17 protein-coding genes and 1 tRNA gene are annotated in these 19,003 nt (G+C 29.6%); 15 read left to right on the top strand and 3 right to left on the bottom strand.

What is annotated here, in order from left to right; all coding sequences use genetic code 11:
• The first annotated feature begins 138 nt into the window (after nt 1-138).
• From WBG30_RS00910 to WBG30_RS00885, 6 genes are all read left to right on the top strand, one after another.
• Nucleotides 139-1,440: a 2-hydroxycarboxylate transporter family protein gene (locus WBG30_RS00910; RefSeq protein WP_424502759.1), complete on the top strand. Its 1,302-nt coding sequence runs from the start codon at nt 139-141 to the stop codon at nt 1,438-1,440.
• Nucleotides 1,441-1,569: 129 nt separating this feature from the next.
• A complete protein-coding gene (locus WBG30_RS00905; protein ID WP_424502758.1) occupies nt 1,570-2,553 on the top strand; it encodes a LacI family DNA-binding transcriptional regulator in 984 nt (327 codons plus the stop codon).
• Nucleotides 2,554-2,564: 11 nt separating this feature from the next.
• Nucleotides 2,565-3,512, top strand: a complete 948-nt coding sequence (locus WBG30_RS00900; protein WP_424502757.1) for an ROK family protein — start codon at nt 2,565-2,567, stop codon at nt 3,510-3,512.
• 165 nt (nt 3,513-3,677) lie between these two features.
• Complete coding sequence (locus tag WBG30_RS00895) at nt 3,678-5,351, top strand: alpha-glucosidase (protein ID WP_424502756.1); 1,674 nt, start codon at nt 3,678-3,680, stop codon at nt 5,349-5,351.
• 23 nt (nt 5,352-5,374) lie between these two features.
• On the top strand, nt 5,375-7,015 hold the full coding sequence (locus tag WBG30_RS00890) for a PTS transporter subunit IIBC (RefSeq protein WP_424502755.1): 1,641 nt from the start codon (nt 5,375-5,377) through the stop codon (nt 7,013-7,015).
• A 12-nt stretch (nt 7,016-7,027) separates the two neighbouring features.
• Nucleotides 7,028-7,813, top strand: a complete 786-nt coding sequence (locus tag WBG30_RS00885) for an endonuclease/exonuclease/phosphatase family protein (protein ID WP_424502754.1) — start codon at nt 7,028-7,030, stop codon at nt 7,811-7,813.
• Between the two features lie 75 nt (nt 7,814-7,888).
• Here WBG30_RS00885 and WBG30_RS00880 read toward each other — a convergent pair whose 3' ends face one another.
• Nucleotides 7,889-8,176: a hypothetical protein gene (locus WBG30_RS00880; protein WP_424502753.1), complete on the bottom strand. Its 288-nt coding sequence runs from the start codon at nt 8,174-8,176 to the stop codon at nt 7,889-7,891.
• Nucleotides 8,177-8,741: 565 nt separating this feature from the next.
• Here WBG30_RS00880 and WBG30_RS00875 point away from each other — a divergent pair.
• The 8 genes from WBG30_RS00875 (at nt 8,742) to rseP (ending at nt 16,108) form a co-directional block, all read left to right on the top strand.
• Nucleotides 8,742-9,644 carry a patatin-like phospholipase family protein gene (locus WBG30_RS00875; RefSeq protein ID WP_424502752.1) on the top strand — a complete coding sequence of 301 codons (903 nt, stop codon included), beginning with the start codon at nt 8,742-8,744 and terminating at the stop codon, nt 9,642-9,644.
• Nucleotides 9,645-9,730: 86 nt separating this feature from the next.
• Complete coding sequence (locus WBG30_RS00870; protein ID WP_424502751.1) at nt 9,731-10,417, top strand: isoprenyl transferase; 687 nt, start codon at nt 9,731-9,733, stop codon at nt 10,415-10,417.
• A complete protein-coding gene (locus WBG30_RS00865) occupies nt 10,407-11,258 on the top strand; it encodes a phosphatidate cytidylyltransferase (protein WP_424502750.1) in 852 nt (283 codons plus the stop codon). The genes WBG30_RS00870 and WBG30_RS00865 overlap by 11 nt, the downstream gene beginning before the upstream one ends.
• A gap of 264 nt (nt 11,259-11,522) precedes the next feature.
• Entirely contained in the window at nt 11,523-12,677 is a 1,155-nt protein-coding gene (locus WBG30_RS00860) for a 1-deoxy-D-xylulose-5-phosphate reductoisomerase (protein ID WP_424502760.1), read from the top strand.
• A gap of 45 nt (nt 12,678-12,722) precedes the next feature.
• Nucleotides 12,723-13,766 (top strand): metallophosphoesterase, encoded by a 1,044-nt coding sequence (locus tag WBG30_RS00855; RefSeq protein WP_424502749.1) that lies wholly within the window; start codon nt 12,723-12,725, stop codon nt 13,764-13,766.
• Nucleotides 13,759-14,415 carry a GDSL-type esterase/lipase family protein gene (locus WBG30_RS00850; RefSeq protein ID WP_424502748.1) on the top strand — a complete coding sequence of 219 codons (657 nt, stop codon included), beginning with the start codon at nt 13,759-13,761 and terminating at the stop codon, nt 14,413-14,415. The genes WBG30_RS00855 and WBG30_RS00850 overlap by 8 nt, the downstream gene beginning before the upstream one ends.
• 2 nt (nt 14,416-14,417) lie before the next feature.
• Nucleotides 14,418-15,092 (top strand): dTMP kinase, encoded by a 675-nt coding sequence (locus WBG30_RS00845; protein WP_424502747.1) that lies wholly within the window; start codon nt 14,418-14,420, stop codon nt 15,090-15,092.
• Nucleotides 15,089-16,108, top strand: a complete 1,020-nt coding sequence (rseP, locus tag WBG30_RS00840; protein WP_424502746.1) for an RIP metalloprotease RseP — start codon at nt 15,089-15,091, stop codon at nt 16,106-16,108. Before WBG30_RS00845 ends, rseP begins: the two co-directional genes overlap by 4 nt.
• Before the next feature lie 80 nt (nt 16,109-16,188).
• On the opposite strand, the gene WBG30_RS00835 is transcribed toward rseP, so the two are convergent.
• Nucleotides 16,189-16,265: transfer RNA gene (locus WBG30_RS00835), tRNA-Arg, on the bottom strand.
• A gap of 397 nt (nt 16,266-16,662) precedes the next feature.
• On the opposite strand from WBG30_RS00835, the gene WBG30_RS00830 reads away from it, so the two are divergent.
• Nucleotides 16,663-17,880: a DUF819 domain-containing protein gene (locus WBG30_RS00830; RefSeq protein WP_424502745.1), complete on the top strand. Its 1,218-nt coding sequence runs from the start codon at nt 16,663-16,665 to the stop codon at nt 17,878-17,880.
• A 76-nt stretch (nt 17,881-17,956) separates the two neighbouring features.
• Here WBG30_RS00830 and WBG30_RS00825 read toward each other — a convergent pair whose 3' ends face one another.
• Nucleotides 17,957-18,520, bottom strand: coding sequence for a pentapeptide repeat-containing protein (locus WBG30_RS00825; protein ID WP_424502744.1), 564 nt, complete (start codon nt 18,518-18,520; stop codon nt 17,957-17,959).
• Between the last annotated feature and the right edge of the window lie 483 nt (nt 18,521-19,003).

The raw sequence follows: 19,003 nt of genomic DNA, 5'->3' as shown, positions 1-19,003 counted from the left end.
AGGTTGCTAATTAATTAGCAATCTTTTTTTAATTTAATAATTATTTTTTTAGTTTTGTTTTATATCTTTAGTAAAAAATAAGGAATATACTGAATATGTAAATAGAAAAGACAAAAAATGAAACAAGGGGGAAAGAAGATGAAAACAGAAGCTTTATCTGGAGATATACTAAAAAAGCAATTTAAATTATTAGGTTTGGAAATGAAATATTTTATACCAATGACATTAGTAGTGTTAGGTGCAACATTTACAGGAGCTTTGCCAAAAGGGATGGAAGGTGTTATACCTTTTTTATTAATAATGGGAGTATTACTTAATGAAATAGGTAATAGAACACCTATTGTAAAGGATTATTTTGGTGGAGGACCTATAGTAGCTATATTTGCAGCAGCAGCATTAGTTACATATAATATTTTACCCGAAGCAGTAATTCTTTCTTCTAAAACTTTTATGAAAAGTGGAGGGTTTTTAAATTTTTATATAGCTGCTCTTATAACAGGTAGTATATTAGGAATGGATACAAAATTATTGATAAAGGCTGGATTAAAATATCTTCCAGTAATAATCGGAGGAGTATTTGTATCAATCTTGTTAACTGGATCAGTAGGAGCATTGATGGGTTATGGGTTTACCAATGCAGTATTTTATATCGCTATTCCAATTATGGGTGGTGGAATGGGAGCAGGGGCAGTACCGCTAGCTCAAATATTTGGTAAAGCAATGGAACAAGATCCAACGAAACTTTTATCTATTATGGTTCCAGCAGTAGCATTAGGTAATGCAGTAGCTATAGTTTGTGGAGGAGTATTAAATAAATTAGGTAAAAAATATAAGAGGTTCTCTGGGGAAGGAAAATTATTAAAGGGACAAGATGATGTAAGAATAGAAGAGGAAAAGGAAATAAAACTAGACTATTTATCTCTAGGAAAAGGTTTATTAATAGCTACAACATTCTACGTATTAGGGAAGTTTTTAGGAAAATATATACCATTACACCCATATGCACTCATGATCTTATCGGTAGCTTTTGCTAAGTTAACAGGTATTTTAAAAAGAGAGCATGAGGAAGCAGCAACAACATGGTTCCAATTTGTAATGAAAAACTTTACTTTAGCACTTTTAGTAGGAATCGGAATAGCATATACAGATTTAGCAGCAGTAATTAGTGCATTTAGTTTAACTTATCTCTTATTAGTAATTACAACTATAATAGGCGCTATGATAGGAACTGCAATAGTTGGTCGTTTATTAGGATTTCATATGATTGAAGGAGTAATAACAGCAGGATTATGTATGGCAAATATGGGTGGGACTGGAGACATTGCAGTATTATCAGCTTCTGATAGAATGGAATTATTACCATTTTCACAGATATCATCTAGGATTGGAGGAGCATTTATGCTCATCCTAACATCCTTACTTATAAATTTATTTGTATAAAAAAAGATGCCTTAGGGCATTTTTTTTTACATGATTTAGTAAAAAAAATACATGTAAAATGTTGAAATGAAAAATAAAGTTTTATTTTTTAGAAAAAAATGATAATCTTTTAGAAAGGAGGTTGAGAAAATGAAAGTAACTATAAAAGATGTGGCTAAAGATGCAGGGGTTGCACCTTCTACAGTATCTAGGGTAATATCTAATACCTCTAGAATTGGAGAAGCAACTAAAATAAGGGTTCTAAATTCCATTGAAAAATTAGGATATACACCGAATATACTAGCTAGAAGTTTGGTGAATAAGAAAACTAAAATAATTGGAGTAGTTATGCCTCATGAAGCGGATTCACTATTTTCTAACCCTTTTTATATTCAAACTATGAAGGGAATAAGTATAGCTGCCGAAAAATATCAATATCATATTATGTATGCCTTTGGGAAAAATAAAAATAACGAATTAGAAGCAGTGAAAAATTTTATTTCATCCAATATAGTCGATGGGATATGCCTATTGACCACTAGAAAAAAAGATGAATGTCTGGAGTATTTAGAAAAATATAAATTTCCATGTGTGGTAATTGGACGACCAGAAAAAAATGATTCTGATAATATTCTATGGGTGGATAATAACAATGAAGAAACTACGATTCATCTTGTAAGAAAATTAATTTTAGATGGTCATAGAAACATAGGTTATCTTGGAGCAAAAAAAAATTGGACTGTCTCAATTAACAGAGAAAAAGGATTTAGAGAGGAGTGTAAAAAAGAAAATATCAATTCAAAAATTATATATAAAAATGATTTTAGTGAAGAAAATGGTTATAGTGGAGCTAAAAAATTACTGTTAAATCAAAATTTAACAGCAATAATATGTACCGATGATATTTTAGCCTTTGGTGTTCAAAGATATTTAATAAAAAATAATATAAAAAATATAAAGATAATTGGATTTAATAATATCGATCCATTAGGGAATTTTGGTCCTAAATTTTCATCTGTGGATATAAATGCTTCAAAACTGGGAAAAGAGGCCATGAGTTTATTAATATCTAAACTTAATAAAAGTAATAAAAATAATCATAAAATCGTTAGATCAAAATTAAGAGACGTATAGGAGGAATAGTATTGAAATATTATGCAGGGGTAGATTTAGGAGGAACAAATACAAAAATAGGACTATTAGATAAAAGTGGTAAAATTTTAATAAAAGAAACAATCAAGACATTTTCAGGAAAAGGTATGGAAACAACATTGAAGAGAATCTGGGAAACTATAGAAAAATTAATGGCTGAAAAAAAAATAAATAAAGAAAAGATTGGTGGGATAGGAATAGGAATTCCAGGACCAGTAATAAATCAAGAAATCGTAGCTTTTTTTGCTAATTTTGATTGGGAAGCTAATATAAATATCAGTAAAGCAATGGAAAAAATCTCAGGGGTGCCAACAAAATTAGAAAATGATGTAAATATGATTGCTATTGGAGAGAGTAAATTTGGAGCAGGAAAGGGAAGTGCTAGTAGTATTACAGTGGCTTTAGGGACAGGAGTTGGAGGTGGAATAGTAGTAAATTCTAAATTGATTTCTGGAATAAGTGGTGCTGGTGGAGAGATTGGTCATATGAAATTAGTTGAAAATGGTAAATTATGTGGCTGTGGACAAAGAGGTTGTTTTGAAACTTATGCATCTGCTACAGGAGTAATTAGAGAAGCTAAATCACGTCTAGCTATAAATAAAAATAACCTTTTATATAAGAGTTTAGAAGGAAATATGGAAAAATTAGAAGCTAAAGATGTTTTTGATTGTGCAAAAGCTGGAGATGAATTTTCTATGGAAATAGTTAATTATGTAGGAAATTATTTAGGTATGGGAATAGGAAATTTATTAAATATAATAAATCCAGAAATTATCATTTTGTCAGGTGGAGTTGCCTTGGCAGGAGAAATACTTTTAGATGTAGTAACTGAAAAATTAAAACAATATGCTCTACCAGTAACTTTAGTAAACCTAGAAATTAAATTAGGAGAACTAGGAAATGATGCTGGAATTAAAGGTGGAATTGCACTTTTCTTATAGTGGAGTGTACAAAAAATAAAAAAATGTGCTTATTTGAGTACATTTTTTCGTTTTTAAGTAGACAACAAAAAATATATGTGATATAAATTACCTATAAAAATATCTACGGTTAGATATTTTAATTTTTATTTAATTGCGCAAACGTTTGCGCAATTAGGAGGGGCTATGAATAAAAAATGGTGGAAGGAAGCTGTAGGATACCAGGTATATCCTAGAAGTTTTAAAGATTCTAGTGGAGATGGAGTAGGAGATTTACAGGGACTTATCTCTAAATTAGATTATTTAAAAGACTTGGGAATAGATATTATTTGGATATGTCCTATGTATAAATCACCTAATGATGATAATGGATATGACATCAGTGATTATAAAGAAATATTAGAAGAATTTGGAACAATGGAAGATTTTGATGAACTAATGAAAGAAGTAAAAAAAAGAGATATGAAACTTATCATAGATTTGGTAATAAATCATACAAGTGATGAACATCCATGGTTTGTAGAATCTGCGTCTTCAAAAGATAACCCAAAGAGAGATTGGTATATCTGGCGTGATGGAAAAGATGGAAAAGAGCCAAATAACTGGGAAAGTATTTTTAGTGGTTCTGCTTGGGGAAAATCAGAAGAAAGAGATCAATACTATCTTCACCTTTTTTCTAAAAAACAACCTGATTTAAACTGGGAAAATAAAGAGATGAGAGAAGAGATCTACAGTATGATCAATTGGTGGTTAGAAAAAGGAATAGATGGATTCAGAGTAGATGCCATAAGTCATATAAAAAAAGAAAAAGGCCTTAAAGATATGCCTAATCCAAATGGATTAAAATATGTATCTTCTTTTGGTAAACACATGAATCAAAATGGAATCCATAAATATTTAGATGAACTTAAAGAAAAAACATTTGAAAAATATGATATCGTAACTGTTGGAGAAGCAAATGGAGTAAGTTCTAATAATAGTAAAGATATCAAGGATTGGGTATCTTCAAAAGATGGAAAATTTAATATGATCTTTCAATTTGAGCATTTAGATCTATGGAATAGCTGTGGAGAGGCAGAATTTGATGTAAAAAAATATAAAAAAATATTAAGTAAATGGCAAAACACAGTAAATGACATAGGATGGAATGCACTGTATATTGAAAATCATGATATACCTAGGTCCATCTCTACCCTTGGAAATGATAAAAAATATAGAGTTCAGTGTGCAAAATCATTTGCTGCAATGTATTTTTTACAAAAAGGGACACCTTTTATATATCAAGGGCAAGAGATAGGAATGACAAATATTTCTTATCCTAGTATAGACGATTATAACGACGTCAGAATAATGAATGAATACAAAGAATTGATTTTAGAAGGTAAAGCCACGAAAGAAAATATAGAGAAATTAAAAAGTTCTTCTAGGGATAACGCAAGGACACCTATGCAGTGGGATAATGGTGAAAGTGCTGGGTTTACTAGTGGCACTCCGTGGCTAAAGATAAATGGAAATTATGAACATATAAATGTAAAAAATGACTTAAAAGATGAAGATTCAGTTTTAAATTTTTATAAAAAAATGATTGAATTAAGAAAAAAATCAAATGAAATTTTATATGGAGATTATAATTGTCTTATTGAATCAGATGAAAAAATCTATAGTTATACAAGATTAGTAGGTGGAAAAGGTTATATTGTGATTTGTAATTTGACAGAAGCTATATGTGAATTTAAAGGAGAAAATTATCCTTTAAACTCTAAAAATATTGTATTAAATAATTATAAAGTAGAAGATCATAAGACAATATATGAATTAATATTGAAACCTTATGAGTGCAGAGTTTATAAGTTGAAATAAAAAAAGAAAAGGGGGGAGGGAAGATGAAAAAAATTGAATTTGGTTCATTTGACTTTTGGCAGAAATTTGGAAAGTGTTTAATGGTAGTTATCGCAGTAATGCCAGCAGCAGGACTTATGATTTCATTGGGGAAATTAACAACAACATTTTTAGGAATAGATATAATTGGTAGGGTAATGGAAGATATTGGTTGGGGAATAATTGTAAATTTACATCTGTTATTTGCTATAGCCATTGGTGGATCTTGGGCAAAAGAAAGAGCTGGAGGAGCCTTTGCAGCAGTACTGGCATTTATTTTAACCAATAGACTTACAGGAACAATATTTGGAGTTAATGCTGGGATGATGAATGATCCTACTGCAACTATAAGTATATTCGGTGGAAATGAATTATTAGTAAAAGACTTTTTTACGACAGTATTAGGAGCTCCAGCTTTAAATATGGGTGTATTTATAGGTATAATCACTGGATTTTTAGGAGCAGCTCTGTACAATAAATATTATGACTTTAATGGATTACCAGAACCATTGGCGTTCTTTAACGGTAAGAGATTTGTACCGTTTGTGGTAATATTAGGTTCGGTTATGATGGCATTTTTTCTATCGTTTACATGGCCATTTATCCAATATTCTCTGAATATGTTTGGAAATTGGATTGCTACATCTAGAGATACAGCTCCAATAATTGCTCCCTTTGTCTATGGGGCATTAGAAAGAATGTTATTACCATTTGGTCTACATCATATGTTAACTATTCCAATGAATTATACTGAATTAGGAGGGACATATCAAGTATTAACTGGCTCAGAAATTGGTACTATAATTGCTGGACAAGACCCTATTTGGTTAGCTTGGATTACAGATTTAAACAATTTAAAAGAACTAGGAAATATGGAAGCATATAAGGAATTATTAAAATCAGTTGTTCCAGCAAGATTTAAAGCTGGACAAGTTATTTTATCATCAGCTTCATTATTGGGATTTTCATTAGCTATGTATAAAAACGTAGATGAGGATAAGAAACACAAATATAAGATGATATTCTTTTCGGCAATACTAGCGGTGTTTTTAACAGGAGTAACTGAACCTATTGAATTTATGTTTATGTTTGTAGCACCAATTTTATATATAGCTCATGCAATATTAACTGGTTTAGCATTTGCACTAACGGATATTATTGATTTAAGAATACAAGCCTTTGGAATTTTGGAGTTACTTACAAGAACTCCTCTAATGATACATGCTGGAATTGGGAAAGATTTAATAAATTTTATAGTAAGTTGTATAGGTTTCTTTGGACTAAATTTCTTTATTGTAAATTTCTTAATCAAAAAATTTGATCTTCCAACACCAGGAAGAAAAGGAAATTATCTAGATGAAGAAGTGGAAGAAACAACAAATGAAAAAGTAGGAAAAAATCAAAGTAATGACACAGTGATCGAAACAATTATTGAGCTCTTAGGAGGAGGATCTAACATAGAAGAGGTAGACGCTTGTATGACTAGATTACGTGTATCTGTAAAAGATAATGCTTTAGTAAAAGAAGAATCGTTGTGGAAAAAATCAGGAGCCATTGGATTGATAGTTAAAGGAAATGGAATTCAGGCTATCTATGGTCCTAAAGCTGATAATATTAAAAATAAAATAATCGATATTTTAAATTAATAGGGGATAAAAATGAAAATTCTTACATTAAATTGTCATTCATGGCAGGAAGAAAATCAACGACAGAAGATTAAGTATCTGGCTAAGACGATCTATGAGAAAAGCTATGATGTCATAGCTCTTCAAGAAGTCAGTCAGCATAGAGAAAGTGAAATGATTTATAGTAATATAAGGGAAGATAACTTTGCTCTCCTACTTGTAGAAGAGATAAAAAAGTTAGGGACAACTTATAATTTCATCTGGGATTTTTCCCACTATGGATATGATATATATGAAGAAGGTGTTGCTCTTTTGAGTAAACAACCGTTCATTAATTCTGAAAGTATATATATTTCTCAGAGTAGAAGTATAGAAAACTGGAAAAGTAGAAAAATTGTAGTAGGATCTATTGATTTATATGATGAAATCTATACTTTTTATAGCTGTCATACTGGATGGTGGAATGATGAGGATGAACCTTTTAAATATCAAGCAGAAAAAATATTAGAAATTTCAAAGAATATAAACCATAAAGTATTTTTTATGGGGGATTTCAACAATGGTGCAAGTGTGAATGGAGAGGGATATGATTTTTTAATAAAAAATGGCTTGATAGATACTTTTATTGAAGCTAAGATAAAAGATGATGGATGCACTGTACCAGGTGAAATTGAAGGGTGGGAAGATGATCTATCTAAAAAAAGACTAGATTTAATTTTAACTAGAACACCCATGGAAATATATTCAAGTAATGTTATTTTCAATGGGAAAAATAAAAAAATAGTCTCAGATCATTTTGGGGTTGAAATAATTTTATAAAAAAAAGAGGGTGGCTCAAGTAGAAAATCTACTTATGAATTGCCCTTTTTTTATTGGATCTGTTTATTAAATTTTTTATGATTGTAACACTGTATACGTTCTAAGAACATTTATAAAACTATTCCACTCTTTACCGTTTTCTTTCAAATTTTGAATTGAAAAAGTTTGTTGTTTATTTTGAATATCATTATTTGCATCAATTTTTTTAAAAGTTGGTAGGATTCTTAAATTGTCGTCTATCATCTCAATTTTTAAACTGCCAAATGCTGGTTTAGTATCACTATGTAAATACCACTTTTCCCCTTGATTTTCCTTTTTACATTTAATCCCCTCTTTCTTTAATTTTTGTATAAAATTTTCCATAATTCCTCCTAATTTTATTTAATAAGTGATGAAAGAGAGCTCTTCTTTATCTAAATTAATAATACCACAGTATTGTGTACTAAACAAGAACTATTTTGTTTTGTACTACTATAAAAACATTACAAAACAAAAGAGGGAGTTCGTTCTCAACGTGTTCTATTGCTGTATTTTTTTTTTTTTGAAAAAAATATGATGATGACGCTTTTATCACTTGATAAAAGTAACACTCTTGTTTATAAACTTTTCATATCATATACATCAAGAAGTGACATATATCTTTTTTAACCCCCATACGTTACTTTGGTTTATCTTTTTTTTGAAGTTTATAGTCGTTATCTTCGGCAGTAATATTCCTACAATGACGATCGTGACTTACTCCATCAAGACAAGATGGTTTTAGCTTCGGTTTCTCTTGCGAAGAGAAACCATAAAAAGGAAGAGTAAGGAAACTTTTTGATTCTTTTTTTGACCAATAAAATATACGGTGAACTATATGGTATAAAGAGGTATATATATTGTAAAGAAGTATATATATATAGTAAAAAAAATTAAGGTGGTGGGGAAAATGAAGATAGGTTTAGCTCTTGGAAGTGGATCATCTCGTGGGTGGTCACATATAGGTATAATAAAAGCTTTAGCTGATCTGGGGATTGTTCCTGATATTGTGTGTGGAACTTCTATAGGTGCATTGGTTGGAGCATCTTATATGTCAAATAATCTAGAAGACTTAGAAGAATGGGCATGTTCATTGACTAAATTTGAAGTGGCTAAATTTTTTGAGATAAACATGTCTTTAAATGGATTTATCGATACCCATAGACTTCATTATTTTTTAAATAAATATGTAGCAGCAGATAGTGCAAATATAGAAGAGCTTAGTAAACAATATGGAGCAGTAGCAACAGACTTGGAATCTGGAAAAGAGATATGGTTAACCAAAGGGTCAATACTAGAAGCGGTCTGGGCTTCAGTATCTTTGCCTGGATTATTTCCTGCTATAAAAACCAATGACAGATGGCTTGTAGATGGAGGGTTGGTTAACCCTGTACCAGTATCTACCTGTCGTGCTTTGGGAGCTGATATAGTAATAGCTGTAGATTTAAATGGAGATATTGTTGGAAAACATTTTAAAAAATCTATTCCTCCTAAAAAAAAATTAGGAGTGATAAGTAAGATAAATGATTTAGTTAGAGAGTATACACCTTCTATATTTGATACAGATGAAAATAATGAATCTCCTCCAAATTTATTTGATGCTATTGCTAGTTCAATTAATATTACTCAGGATAGAATAACCAAAAGCCGTATGGGAGAAGATCCACCAGATATTCTTATTTCTCCTAAGTTATCTCATATCAAACCATTAGAGTTTTATCGGGCAAGGGAAGCCATTGATGAGGGGATAAAATGCGTTAAAAATAACATGATGGTTTTAAATGCTATTCTAGAAGTCATAAACAAGGAATAGGTTCTCTTTGATCTCCTCATTGGAAAAATAGGAAATAATATGATAGAATGTAAAGAATAGAACTTGTTAAAATTAAGGGGAGATAGATGATACCAAAACATGTAGCAATTATAATGGATGGAAATGGAAGATGGGCTCAAAATAGACATTTACCAAGATTTGTTGGGCATCGTGAGGGTGCTAAAAGAATAAAAGCAATAATAGAGCACGCAGGGGATATAGGAATTAAGTATTTATCTGTATATGCTTTTTCTACAGAAAATTGGAAAAGACCTCAAAAAGAAGTCGATGCTCTTATGGATATTTTTCAAAAATATCTAAAAGCTGAAGCTAAAAATATGTTAAGAGATAATATAAGATTGATAGTTACAGGAAGAAAAGAAGGGGTATCTCCTAAACTTTTAACTGCTATATCTGAAGTGGAAAAATTAACTGAAGGTAATGATGGTTTGACCTTTAATATTTGTTTTAACTATGGGGGAAGATCAGAAATAATAGATGCAGTAAAAAATATAATTGAATCTGGAGAAAAAAATATCAACGAAGATAACTTTAAAGATTATCTTTATTCCGATATACCAGATCCAGAATTAGTTATAAGAACTAGTGGAGAGTTTAGAATATCTAATTTTTTACTCTGGCAGATAGCTTATTCAGAAATATATGTAACAGACGTGCTATGGCCGGATTTTGACGAGAAGGAATTTGACAGAGCAATAGATAACTTTGAAAATAGAGACAGAAGATTTGGAGGAGTAAAAGATGTTAAATAGAATATTGGTGGCTTTAATATTGGTTCCTCTGACGGTATATATATACCTTTATGGAGATAAAACTTTTATTGCATTTATAGTGCTTTTAATAGGAATAGGAATGTATGAAATCTATCAAATGATGGAATCTAAAGGAATAATTGTAAATAAAATTACAGGGATAATACTTGGAGGAGCAATACCACTGGCATTATACTCTAGTATATCATCTGGTAAAAATTTATTGGGAAAGTTTATTGGGAATAATGTAGATATGTCTAGAGGGACAATGATACTTATTTTAGGTATATTTATCCTTATGTTTATTAGAATATATCAAAATAAAGTAGAAGGAAGTAGTAGCTATATAGGATATACAATGTTAGGAGTACTATATGTAGGATTTTTATTTTCCCATATAGTTCCTATAAAATATATGTTAAATGGAAGTAAATGGCTAATGACTATTCAAATATTAGTTTGGATATCAGATACATTTGCATACCTTGTAGGAGTAAAATTTGGAAGAAAAATATTTTCTCGTGGACTCTGTGAGATAAGTCCTAAAAAATCCATAGAGGGATCTTTGGGATCAATAATATTTACTGTTATAACTATGCTACTTGTAAAAGGATTCTTATTTAAAGACTTAAATATATCGGGAATACATCTGTTAATAGTACCAGTACTGGTTGCAATAACTGGGCAAATAGGTGATTTGGCAGAATCAGTATTTAAAAGAGAATTTGGTGTAAAAGATTCAGGGAAAATACTAGGTGGACATGGAGGAATATTAGATAGATATGATAGTTTAATTTGGGTATTCCCACTTATGTATTATTATATTAATTTTTTTCTATAAATTTTATTCTAAAATTGTATGTTTAGAAATTAAATAATAGTATTTTAGTGATTCTTATTGTTAGGATAATTTCCTAGATAATAAAAAAAGAGAGCGAAAGCTCCTTTTTTTTTGTATAATATAGTAATAAACTCTCATTCTTTTTAAATATGAATCTCATAGAGAATATTAAGGCTAAAATAATAAATTTGAAGTCTTACTTTGATTGGGAAAAAAAGCAGTGTCCCTTAGGAGGGATGAGTATAAAATAAGGGGTTGATTAAGATTAAAAATATAACAATATTAGGAAGTACAGGAAGTATTGGAACTAATGCATTAGAAGTCATTAGGAATAAAAATTCAGAATTTAATGTGATTGCCATGAGTGCTCACTATAATCATAAATTATTGATGGAACAGATAGAGGAATTTAAACCTACATACGTATCTATTGGGACAGAAAAGGGATATGAAGAAATAATCAAAAAATATCCTAATCTAGAGGTATATGTAGGCAATGAAGGATTGAAATTTTTAGGAGCTTTAGATGAAACTGATATAGTTCTCACAGCAGTAAGTGGTGCAGTAGGAATTGAAGCAACGATAGAATCCATAAAAAAAGGAAAAAGAATAGCCCTTGCTAACAAGGAAACTATGGTAGCGGCAGGAGATTTGATAAATAATATGTTAAAGGAATATGATGCAGAGATAATTCCTGTAGACAGTGAACATTCAGCTATATACCAATCTCTTTTAGGTGGTAAAAAAAATGAGGTAAATAAGATAATTATAACAGCAAGTGGGGGAACTTTCAGAGGGAAAACTTTGGAAGAACTACAAGATGTAAGGGTAGAAGATGCTCTGAAACATCCAAATTGGTCTATGGGTAGAAAGATAACTATAGATTCATCTACCCTATGTAATAAAGGTTTAGAAGTTATAGAGGCACACCAACTTTTTAATGTCTCCTATGATGATATAGAGGTATTAGTGCATCCACAGAGTATAATTCATTCAATGGTGGAATTTAAAGATATGTCTATAATAGCTCAATTAGGAGTACCAGATATGAAGGGACCTATCCAATATGCTTTTACCTATCCAGATAGAGTATCTAACAAGGTGTTAGAAAGTTTAAATTTTAGAACTCTTTCTAATCTTACCTTTGATGGAGTAGATAATGAAGTATTTAAAGGTGTAGAATATGCATATTTTGCAGGAAGAACAGGTAGATCTATGCCAGCAGTCTATAATGCAGCTAACGAAATAGCTGTAGATCAATTTATAAATGGAAATATTAAATTTTTAGAGATCTATAAAGTTATAAAAGATACTATGGATAACCATGAGGTACACTCAGTTGATACCTTGGAAGCAGTTATAAAGGCTGATAGTTGGGCAAGAAAAGAAGCTACAAGAATAATAAAAACTTATAAATAGAGAAAGTTAAATTAAAAAATTATAGATTAAAGTAGGGGGAGAAATATGTTGGAATTAATTGTATATTATCTGCCTATGCCCTTTGTTATCTATTTGTTGTATTTATTGTCAGGAAGTTATCTAGTAGGTGGATTATTTTTTCTAGGTTCTTTTTTATTTTTAATAAGGATGACCGAGATAAAAAGTGATACTTTAAGAAAAAAAGTAAAGATAATTGCAGCTAATTATTTATTTTTATATAAAACACTGTGTTTTATTACTGTTTTAGCTATTAGTTTAGAAGTGTTAGGATGGGGAAGGGTAATTACTACACCTACATTTCTTTTGCTTAGTCTCATATTCTATATTTTATTAATGTGGAGAGGGTACCAGAATTATATTAAAATCAAAATAAAGGAATATATAGTAGAGGTACCTAATTATAATACTGAATTAAATCTGGTATTTTTATCAGATATTCATTTGAGCGAATTGAGACCTTTAAGTTATGTAGAAGAAATAGTTGAAAAAGTAAATGGAATATCTCCTGATTGTATATTAATTGGAGGAGATACCATAGAATCTCATATGGAGTATATAGAAGGAAAGGGATTTGAGAAGGTATTAAAAAATCTAAAATCTAGACATGGGATTTATGGTGTGTTAGGAAACCACGAGTATATAGGTAACGTAGATAAAAATATAGAATATCTAGAGAGATGTGGAATCAAAATTTTAAGGGATCAATCGATTATAATAAAAAAATTAGAATTCATCTTTAGAGATGATGAAGCAAATTATTATAGAAAAAAATTGAAATATATTTATAAAAGTAGTTATCCAAAGGTTATAATAGATCATAGACCAAAATTTGAGGAAGATATGAGTGAAGATATAGAGCTACAACTCTCTGGACATACTCATGGTGGGCAGTTTTTTCCTGTAAATTTAGGATATATGCTTAAATATAAGGTTGTCTATGGATACAAAAAAATAATGGATAAAGCAGTGATAGTGTCTTCAGGAGTAGGAACAGGATTTTTTACCTATAGGACTTGGAGTAGGGCTGAAATAGTAAAAATAATAATTAAGGGGGAAATTCATGAATAAAGTTATACTAACTTTAGTAGTAGTGGTTTTTATCCATATGGGTTATAATTTTTTTAATAAGGATTTAGGAGATGAAAATTTGACTAAAGAAAGTGTTTTGATTTGTTATGGGGATAGTTTAACAGCTGGATATGGTGCTCCTACAGGGGGAAGTTATCCAGATTATTTACAGTCTAAATTAAAGTTAAAGGTTATAAATAAAGGTATAAGTGGAGATACAACAACGTCTGCACTCCAAAGATTTGAAACTGATGTTTTGGATTATAATCCAGATGCAGTCATAGTAGAATTAGGAGCAAATGATCTAATTCAAGGGATAGAAATAGAGAAAACAAAAGTAAATTTAAACTATATTGTAGATGAACTGTTAAAAAGAAATATAATAGTCTATGTAGTTAAATTTTATGGAAACCAGTTAATTTTTAATATTTTGAAAAATAGTTCTAAAAAAGAGTTTGATAAAATGTTTGAAGAATTAGAGGAAAAAGAAGGAGTGTATATTGTAGAAGATATATGGAAAGGGGTATGGAATAAACATATGTCTGATAGTATCCATCCCAATGAAATAGGGTATAAAAAAATGGGAGAGATCTATCTAGAAGAATTGAGACCCATATTAGAAAAAAATAGATTGATTATAGGAGAGTAGAAATGGGAAAATTGATAGTAATAGAGGGAACTGATTCTAGTGGGAAGCAGACTCAAGCAGAATTATTGTATGAAAAATATAAAAAAATGGGAAAGAAAGTTATGAAAGTTACCTTTCCAAACTATGAAAGTCCATCATCGGCACCTGTGAAGATGTATTTAAATGGTGAATTTGGAGAAAATGTAGGAGAGGTAAATACTTATGCTGTATCTACTATGTTTGCAGTGGATAGATATGCATCTTTTAAAACTATTTGGGAGAAGTTCTATAGCGATGGAGGAATAGTAATATCAGATAGATACACAACTTCTAATATGGTCCATCAGGCATCAAAGATGGATGATAAGGTGGAAAAAGATAAATATTTAGAGTGGTTGATTGAGTTGGAATATGAAAAAATGGGAATTCCAAAGCCAGATATGGTAGTTTTTTTAAATATGCCTACTGAGATGGCATATAAACTTATGGAAAATAGAAAAAATAAGATAACAGGGGAAGATAAGAAAGATATTCATGAAAATGATCGTGAATATATGCAAAAATCACATGATAATGCTTGCTATATAGCAGATAAATATTCATGGAAGGAAGTAATGTGTATAAAAGATGGGGAACTAAAAACAATAGATGAGATTGGTAGTGAAGTTTTGAGAGTTTGTGAGGAGTTGCATAGATGAATATAATAATAACGATACTTATACTTGGGATAATAATAATGGTTCATGAATTAGGACATTTTTTAACAGCTAAATATTTTAAGATGCCAGTGGAGGAGTTTTCTTTGGGAATGGGGCCTGTTTTATTTTCCCATGAAGGGTTACATACAAGATATTGTTTGAGAGTTATACCCATGGGAGGATTTGTAAATATTAAAGGGATGGAAGTTGATTCAATAGTAAAAGATGGTTTCAATACAAAATCTGCCTTTCAAAGGTTTGTAGTTTTAATTGCAGGTGTAGTAATGAACTTTATATTAGCTTATATCATAGTCTTCGGAAGTTTACTTTATAATGGAAAAGCAGTTCAAAATGAAAAACCTGTAATTGGAAATATGGTAGAAACTTCTAAATCTTTTGGGAATTTAAAAATAGGAGATAAAATACTAGAAATAAATGGTAATAAGATAGATAGATGGGAAGATATAAGTCGTGTAAACGAAAATATAGATAGTGATACTATGGAATTTCTTATAATGAGAGACGATGAAATCATAAAAAAAGAAGTTGAACTTACTTTTGATGAACAAAGGAATGATTATTACATTGGTATACTGCCAGAATATAGTATCGAAAAGTATAGATTTATAGATGCAGTATTGGAGTCAGGAACTGCCTATAAAAATTTATTTACAATGATATTAAAAGGATTTAAACAACTTGTTACAGGGCAGGTAAGTGCTAAGGAGATATCAGGGCCTGTAGGGATAGTTAAGATTGTAGGAGATGCTAGTCAAGGTGGAATGGGTATTTTGTTTTGGTTAACGGCGTTACTTTCAATAAATATAGGTTTTTTTAATCTACTTCCTTTTCCAGCTTTAGATGGTGGAAGGATAATATTTATTTTTTTAGAAGTAATAGGTATAAAAGTAAATAAAAGATTCGAAGAAAAATTTCATATGGTTGGAATGATTATATTATTTGGGCTAATTATTTTGATAACTTTTAATGATGTATTGAATATATTTAATAAATAAAAAAAGAAGGTGAAATTTTTAAATTTCATCTTCTTTTTTTATTATTATAACGTTATATTATTTTTAATTTTGATAAATAATGGTGACCCTGACGCGATTCGAACGCATGGCCTACTCCTTAGGAGGGAGCCGCTCTATCCATCTGAGCTACAGAGTCATCTTATAGATTATATAATATTTCTTCGAAAAAAGAAATATATATTTTTATTATTATTTAGGAAATTATAATAAATTGAATTTTATTTATTTTGGACATAATGTCTCGTTGTTTATTTAGTTTTAGAAGATAGATCAGAATAAACAATTAAATAAGTGATTTTATAATTTTTTTAATTATTTTCTAAGATAAATGTATATTATTAAAGCTACTTATCCTAAAGAATGTGGTTAAAAATTAGTATTTCAGTACTTTTTATTTAGGCAAATGATAAAAAACTTTGAATTCTTATAAAAATATGCTAGAATATAATGAAAACAAAACGTAATCTTCGTTTTATGTACAGTTTAATCATAGAATGAAGAGCGTAAAAAAGTAGAAACAGGAGGATATTCAAATGATAACAAGTGTATTTAGTTATTTTTCGTTATTGATATTATTCATAACGGCAGTATTGTATTGTGAAAAGACATTAAAATTAAAATTATTCAAGGTTATACCGGGATTAACATTTATTTACTTTGGTGGAATGATAGGTGCAACAATGCACATATGGGAATTAACACCACAATTATCAAGCTTTATCGGTCAATTAAAATATTTTTTGCTACCAATGATGTTATTTTTATTACTATTAAAAAATGATATTAGAGATGTATTTAAATTAGGACCAAAGTTAATGGGTTCATTCTTGGCAGTAACGGCCAGTATTATAATTGGATTTATAATTGTATTCATGGCATTAAAATCAAGATTTGATGCAGATGCATGGCAAACATTCTCAATTTTATCTTCTTCATGGGTTGGAGGGTCAACAAATATGGCCGCTGCTCAAGCAGGATTAGGAGTAAAAGATGGTTCACAAGCACTGACATATGCATTCTTGATGGATAATATCTGTGCATCATTCTGGTTAGTATTACTTATTAGTTTGGCTCCAATGAGAGAAAAGTTTAATAAATTCTCTGGTGCAAATAGTGATGAAGTAGATAAGATCATAAGTCATATTCATGCTACAGCAGCTAAGAATGAAGATAAGAGAGACTATGAATTTATGGACTTTATGCTAACATTAGGATTAGGTCTTGGAGTAGCAGGAATAGTATTAGTTCTTGGAAAACAAGTAGTTAACCCAGGTGGATTAACTGACGCAAATTTCTTATCAGGTCTTAGAGGATTCTTCAGTGGATCTGGATGGGTAGTAATTTTAGCTACAATATTCGGTATCTTGGGAAGTATGACACCATTAAAGAGAATTAAAGGAACTGACCATGTAGGTAGTGTACTTTTATATGTAGTAGTAGGGTTAATTGCAACGGCAACAGACTTTTCTACAATCGATATGGGTCAAGCAGCTATTTATATTGTAGCAGGTGTATTAGTATTATTATTCCATTTAGTAGTATTATTAATTTTAGCAAAAGTATTCAAATTAGACCTTTATATCTGTGGGATAGCTTCTCAAGCTAATGTAGGAGGATCTGTATCAGCTCCAATTCTAGCAGGAACGTATGATGAAGCGTTAATTCCAGCAGGACTTATGATGGGGATATTTGGATCAGCAATAGGAACTGTAACAGCTCTTATGTTAGCCAAATTATTAATGACATTATAAAAAAAATATAAAAAATATATAATAAAAACAGGAGAGCCCAACGGACTCTTCTGTTTTTATTATAAACATCACGTTGCTATACTATCTTAATATCGAAATCTCTGACTAATCCAACCAAATCAGGGATAGAAAATTTGGCTCCTTTAATACGGTTTGTCAGAGGGTTGATCCTATAGTTAGTAGCACCCTTAAAGTTAGATCTTTCTAAATTACAACTATCAAAGGATGATCCATCTAAATCTGAGTTATTGAAATTAGATTGATTAAGGAGAGTTTCAAAAAATAGACATTCCTTTAGAGTAGAATTTGAAAAATCTGTTTTATTTAGATCTAGTTTACTAAGATCGCAATATTTTAAATAGGAATCAATAAAGGAGACTTCGATTATAAATTTATTGATATGACTTATACTTATACTGACAAGTTCAGAATTTTCAAAATTAAGATCTATAAATTTGGCATCGTAAAAAGTAGAAGAAATTAATTGGCAGGATTTAAAGGTACAATTTTCTAGTATAGTTCCATTGAAACTTGTTTTATTAAAAGTTATTCCTGTAAAACTACAGTTTAAAAATTCACTATTTTCAAAAACTAATAGGTTGACGTCTTCTTTGTTAAATATCATGTCTTCATAATACATATATCACTTCCTTTAATATAATTTAAATATTGCATATATAATTTTTAATTAATTTATTATATAAAAATTATATCACTTCCTTCAAATTTTATTTATTTACTTGTTTGGAATATATTTTGTGAAGATTATAATGGTTTTAAGTAGAAAAGATAGAAGAAAACTCAATAAAAAAAGTGTTCCAGACAATTTTTATAAAAAAATTATATATATATATAATAAAAATAAAAAATAAAGGAATTTAGATAAAATTAAGAATATTCGATTGTAAATAAAAAAATATAGTTAGATGAAAAATAAAAATAAAAAAAGTTATTTAAAATAGAAAAGTCCGCTTTAAAAAGAATTTTATTTCATTTTTTTGTAATAAATTCGATTTAAATGAATTTTTTTTAAGGGGACGAATAATTTTTTTAATAAAAATTAAGTTTATTAACAAAGTGCTGTTTTGTATTAAGTATAAATTTAGTTTTCGTTATATATAAA

It is taken from the genome of Psychrilyobacter sp. (assembly GCF_049671765.1).
Taxonomy (GTDB): domain Bacteria; phylum Fusobacteriota; class Fusobacteriia; order Fusobacteriales; family Fusobacteriaceae; genus Psychrilyobacter.
The sequence above is the reverse complement of the archived record's forward strand: the minus strand, read 5'-3'. Positions and strand labels throughout refer to the sequence as shown.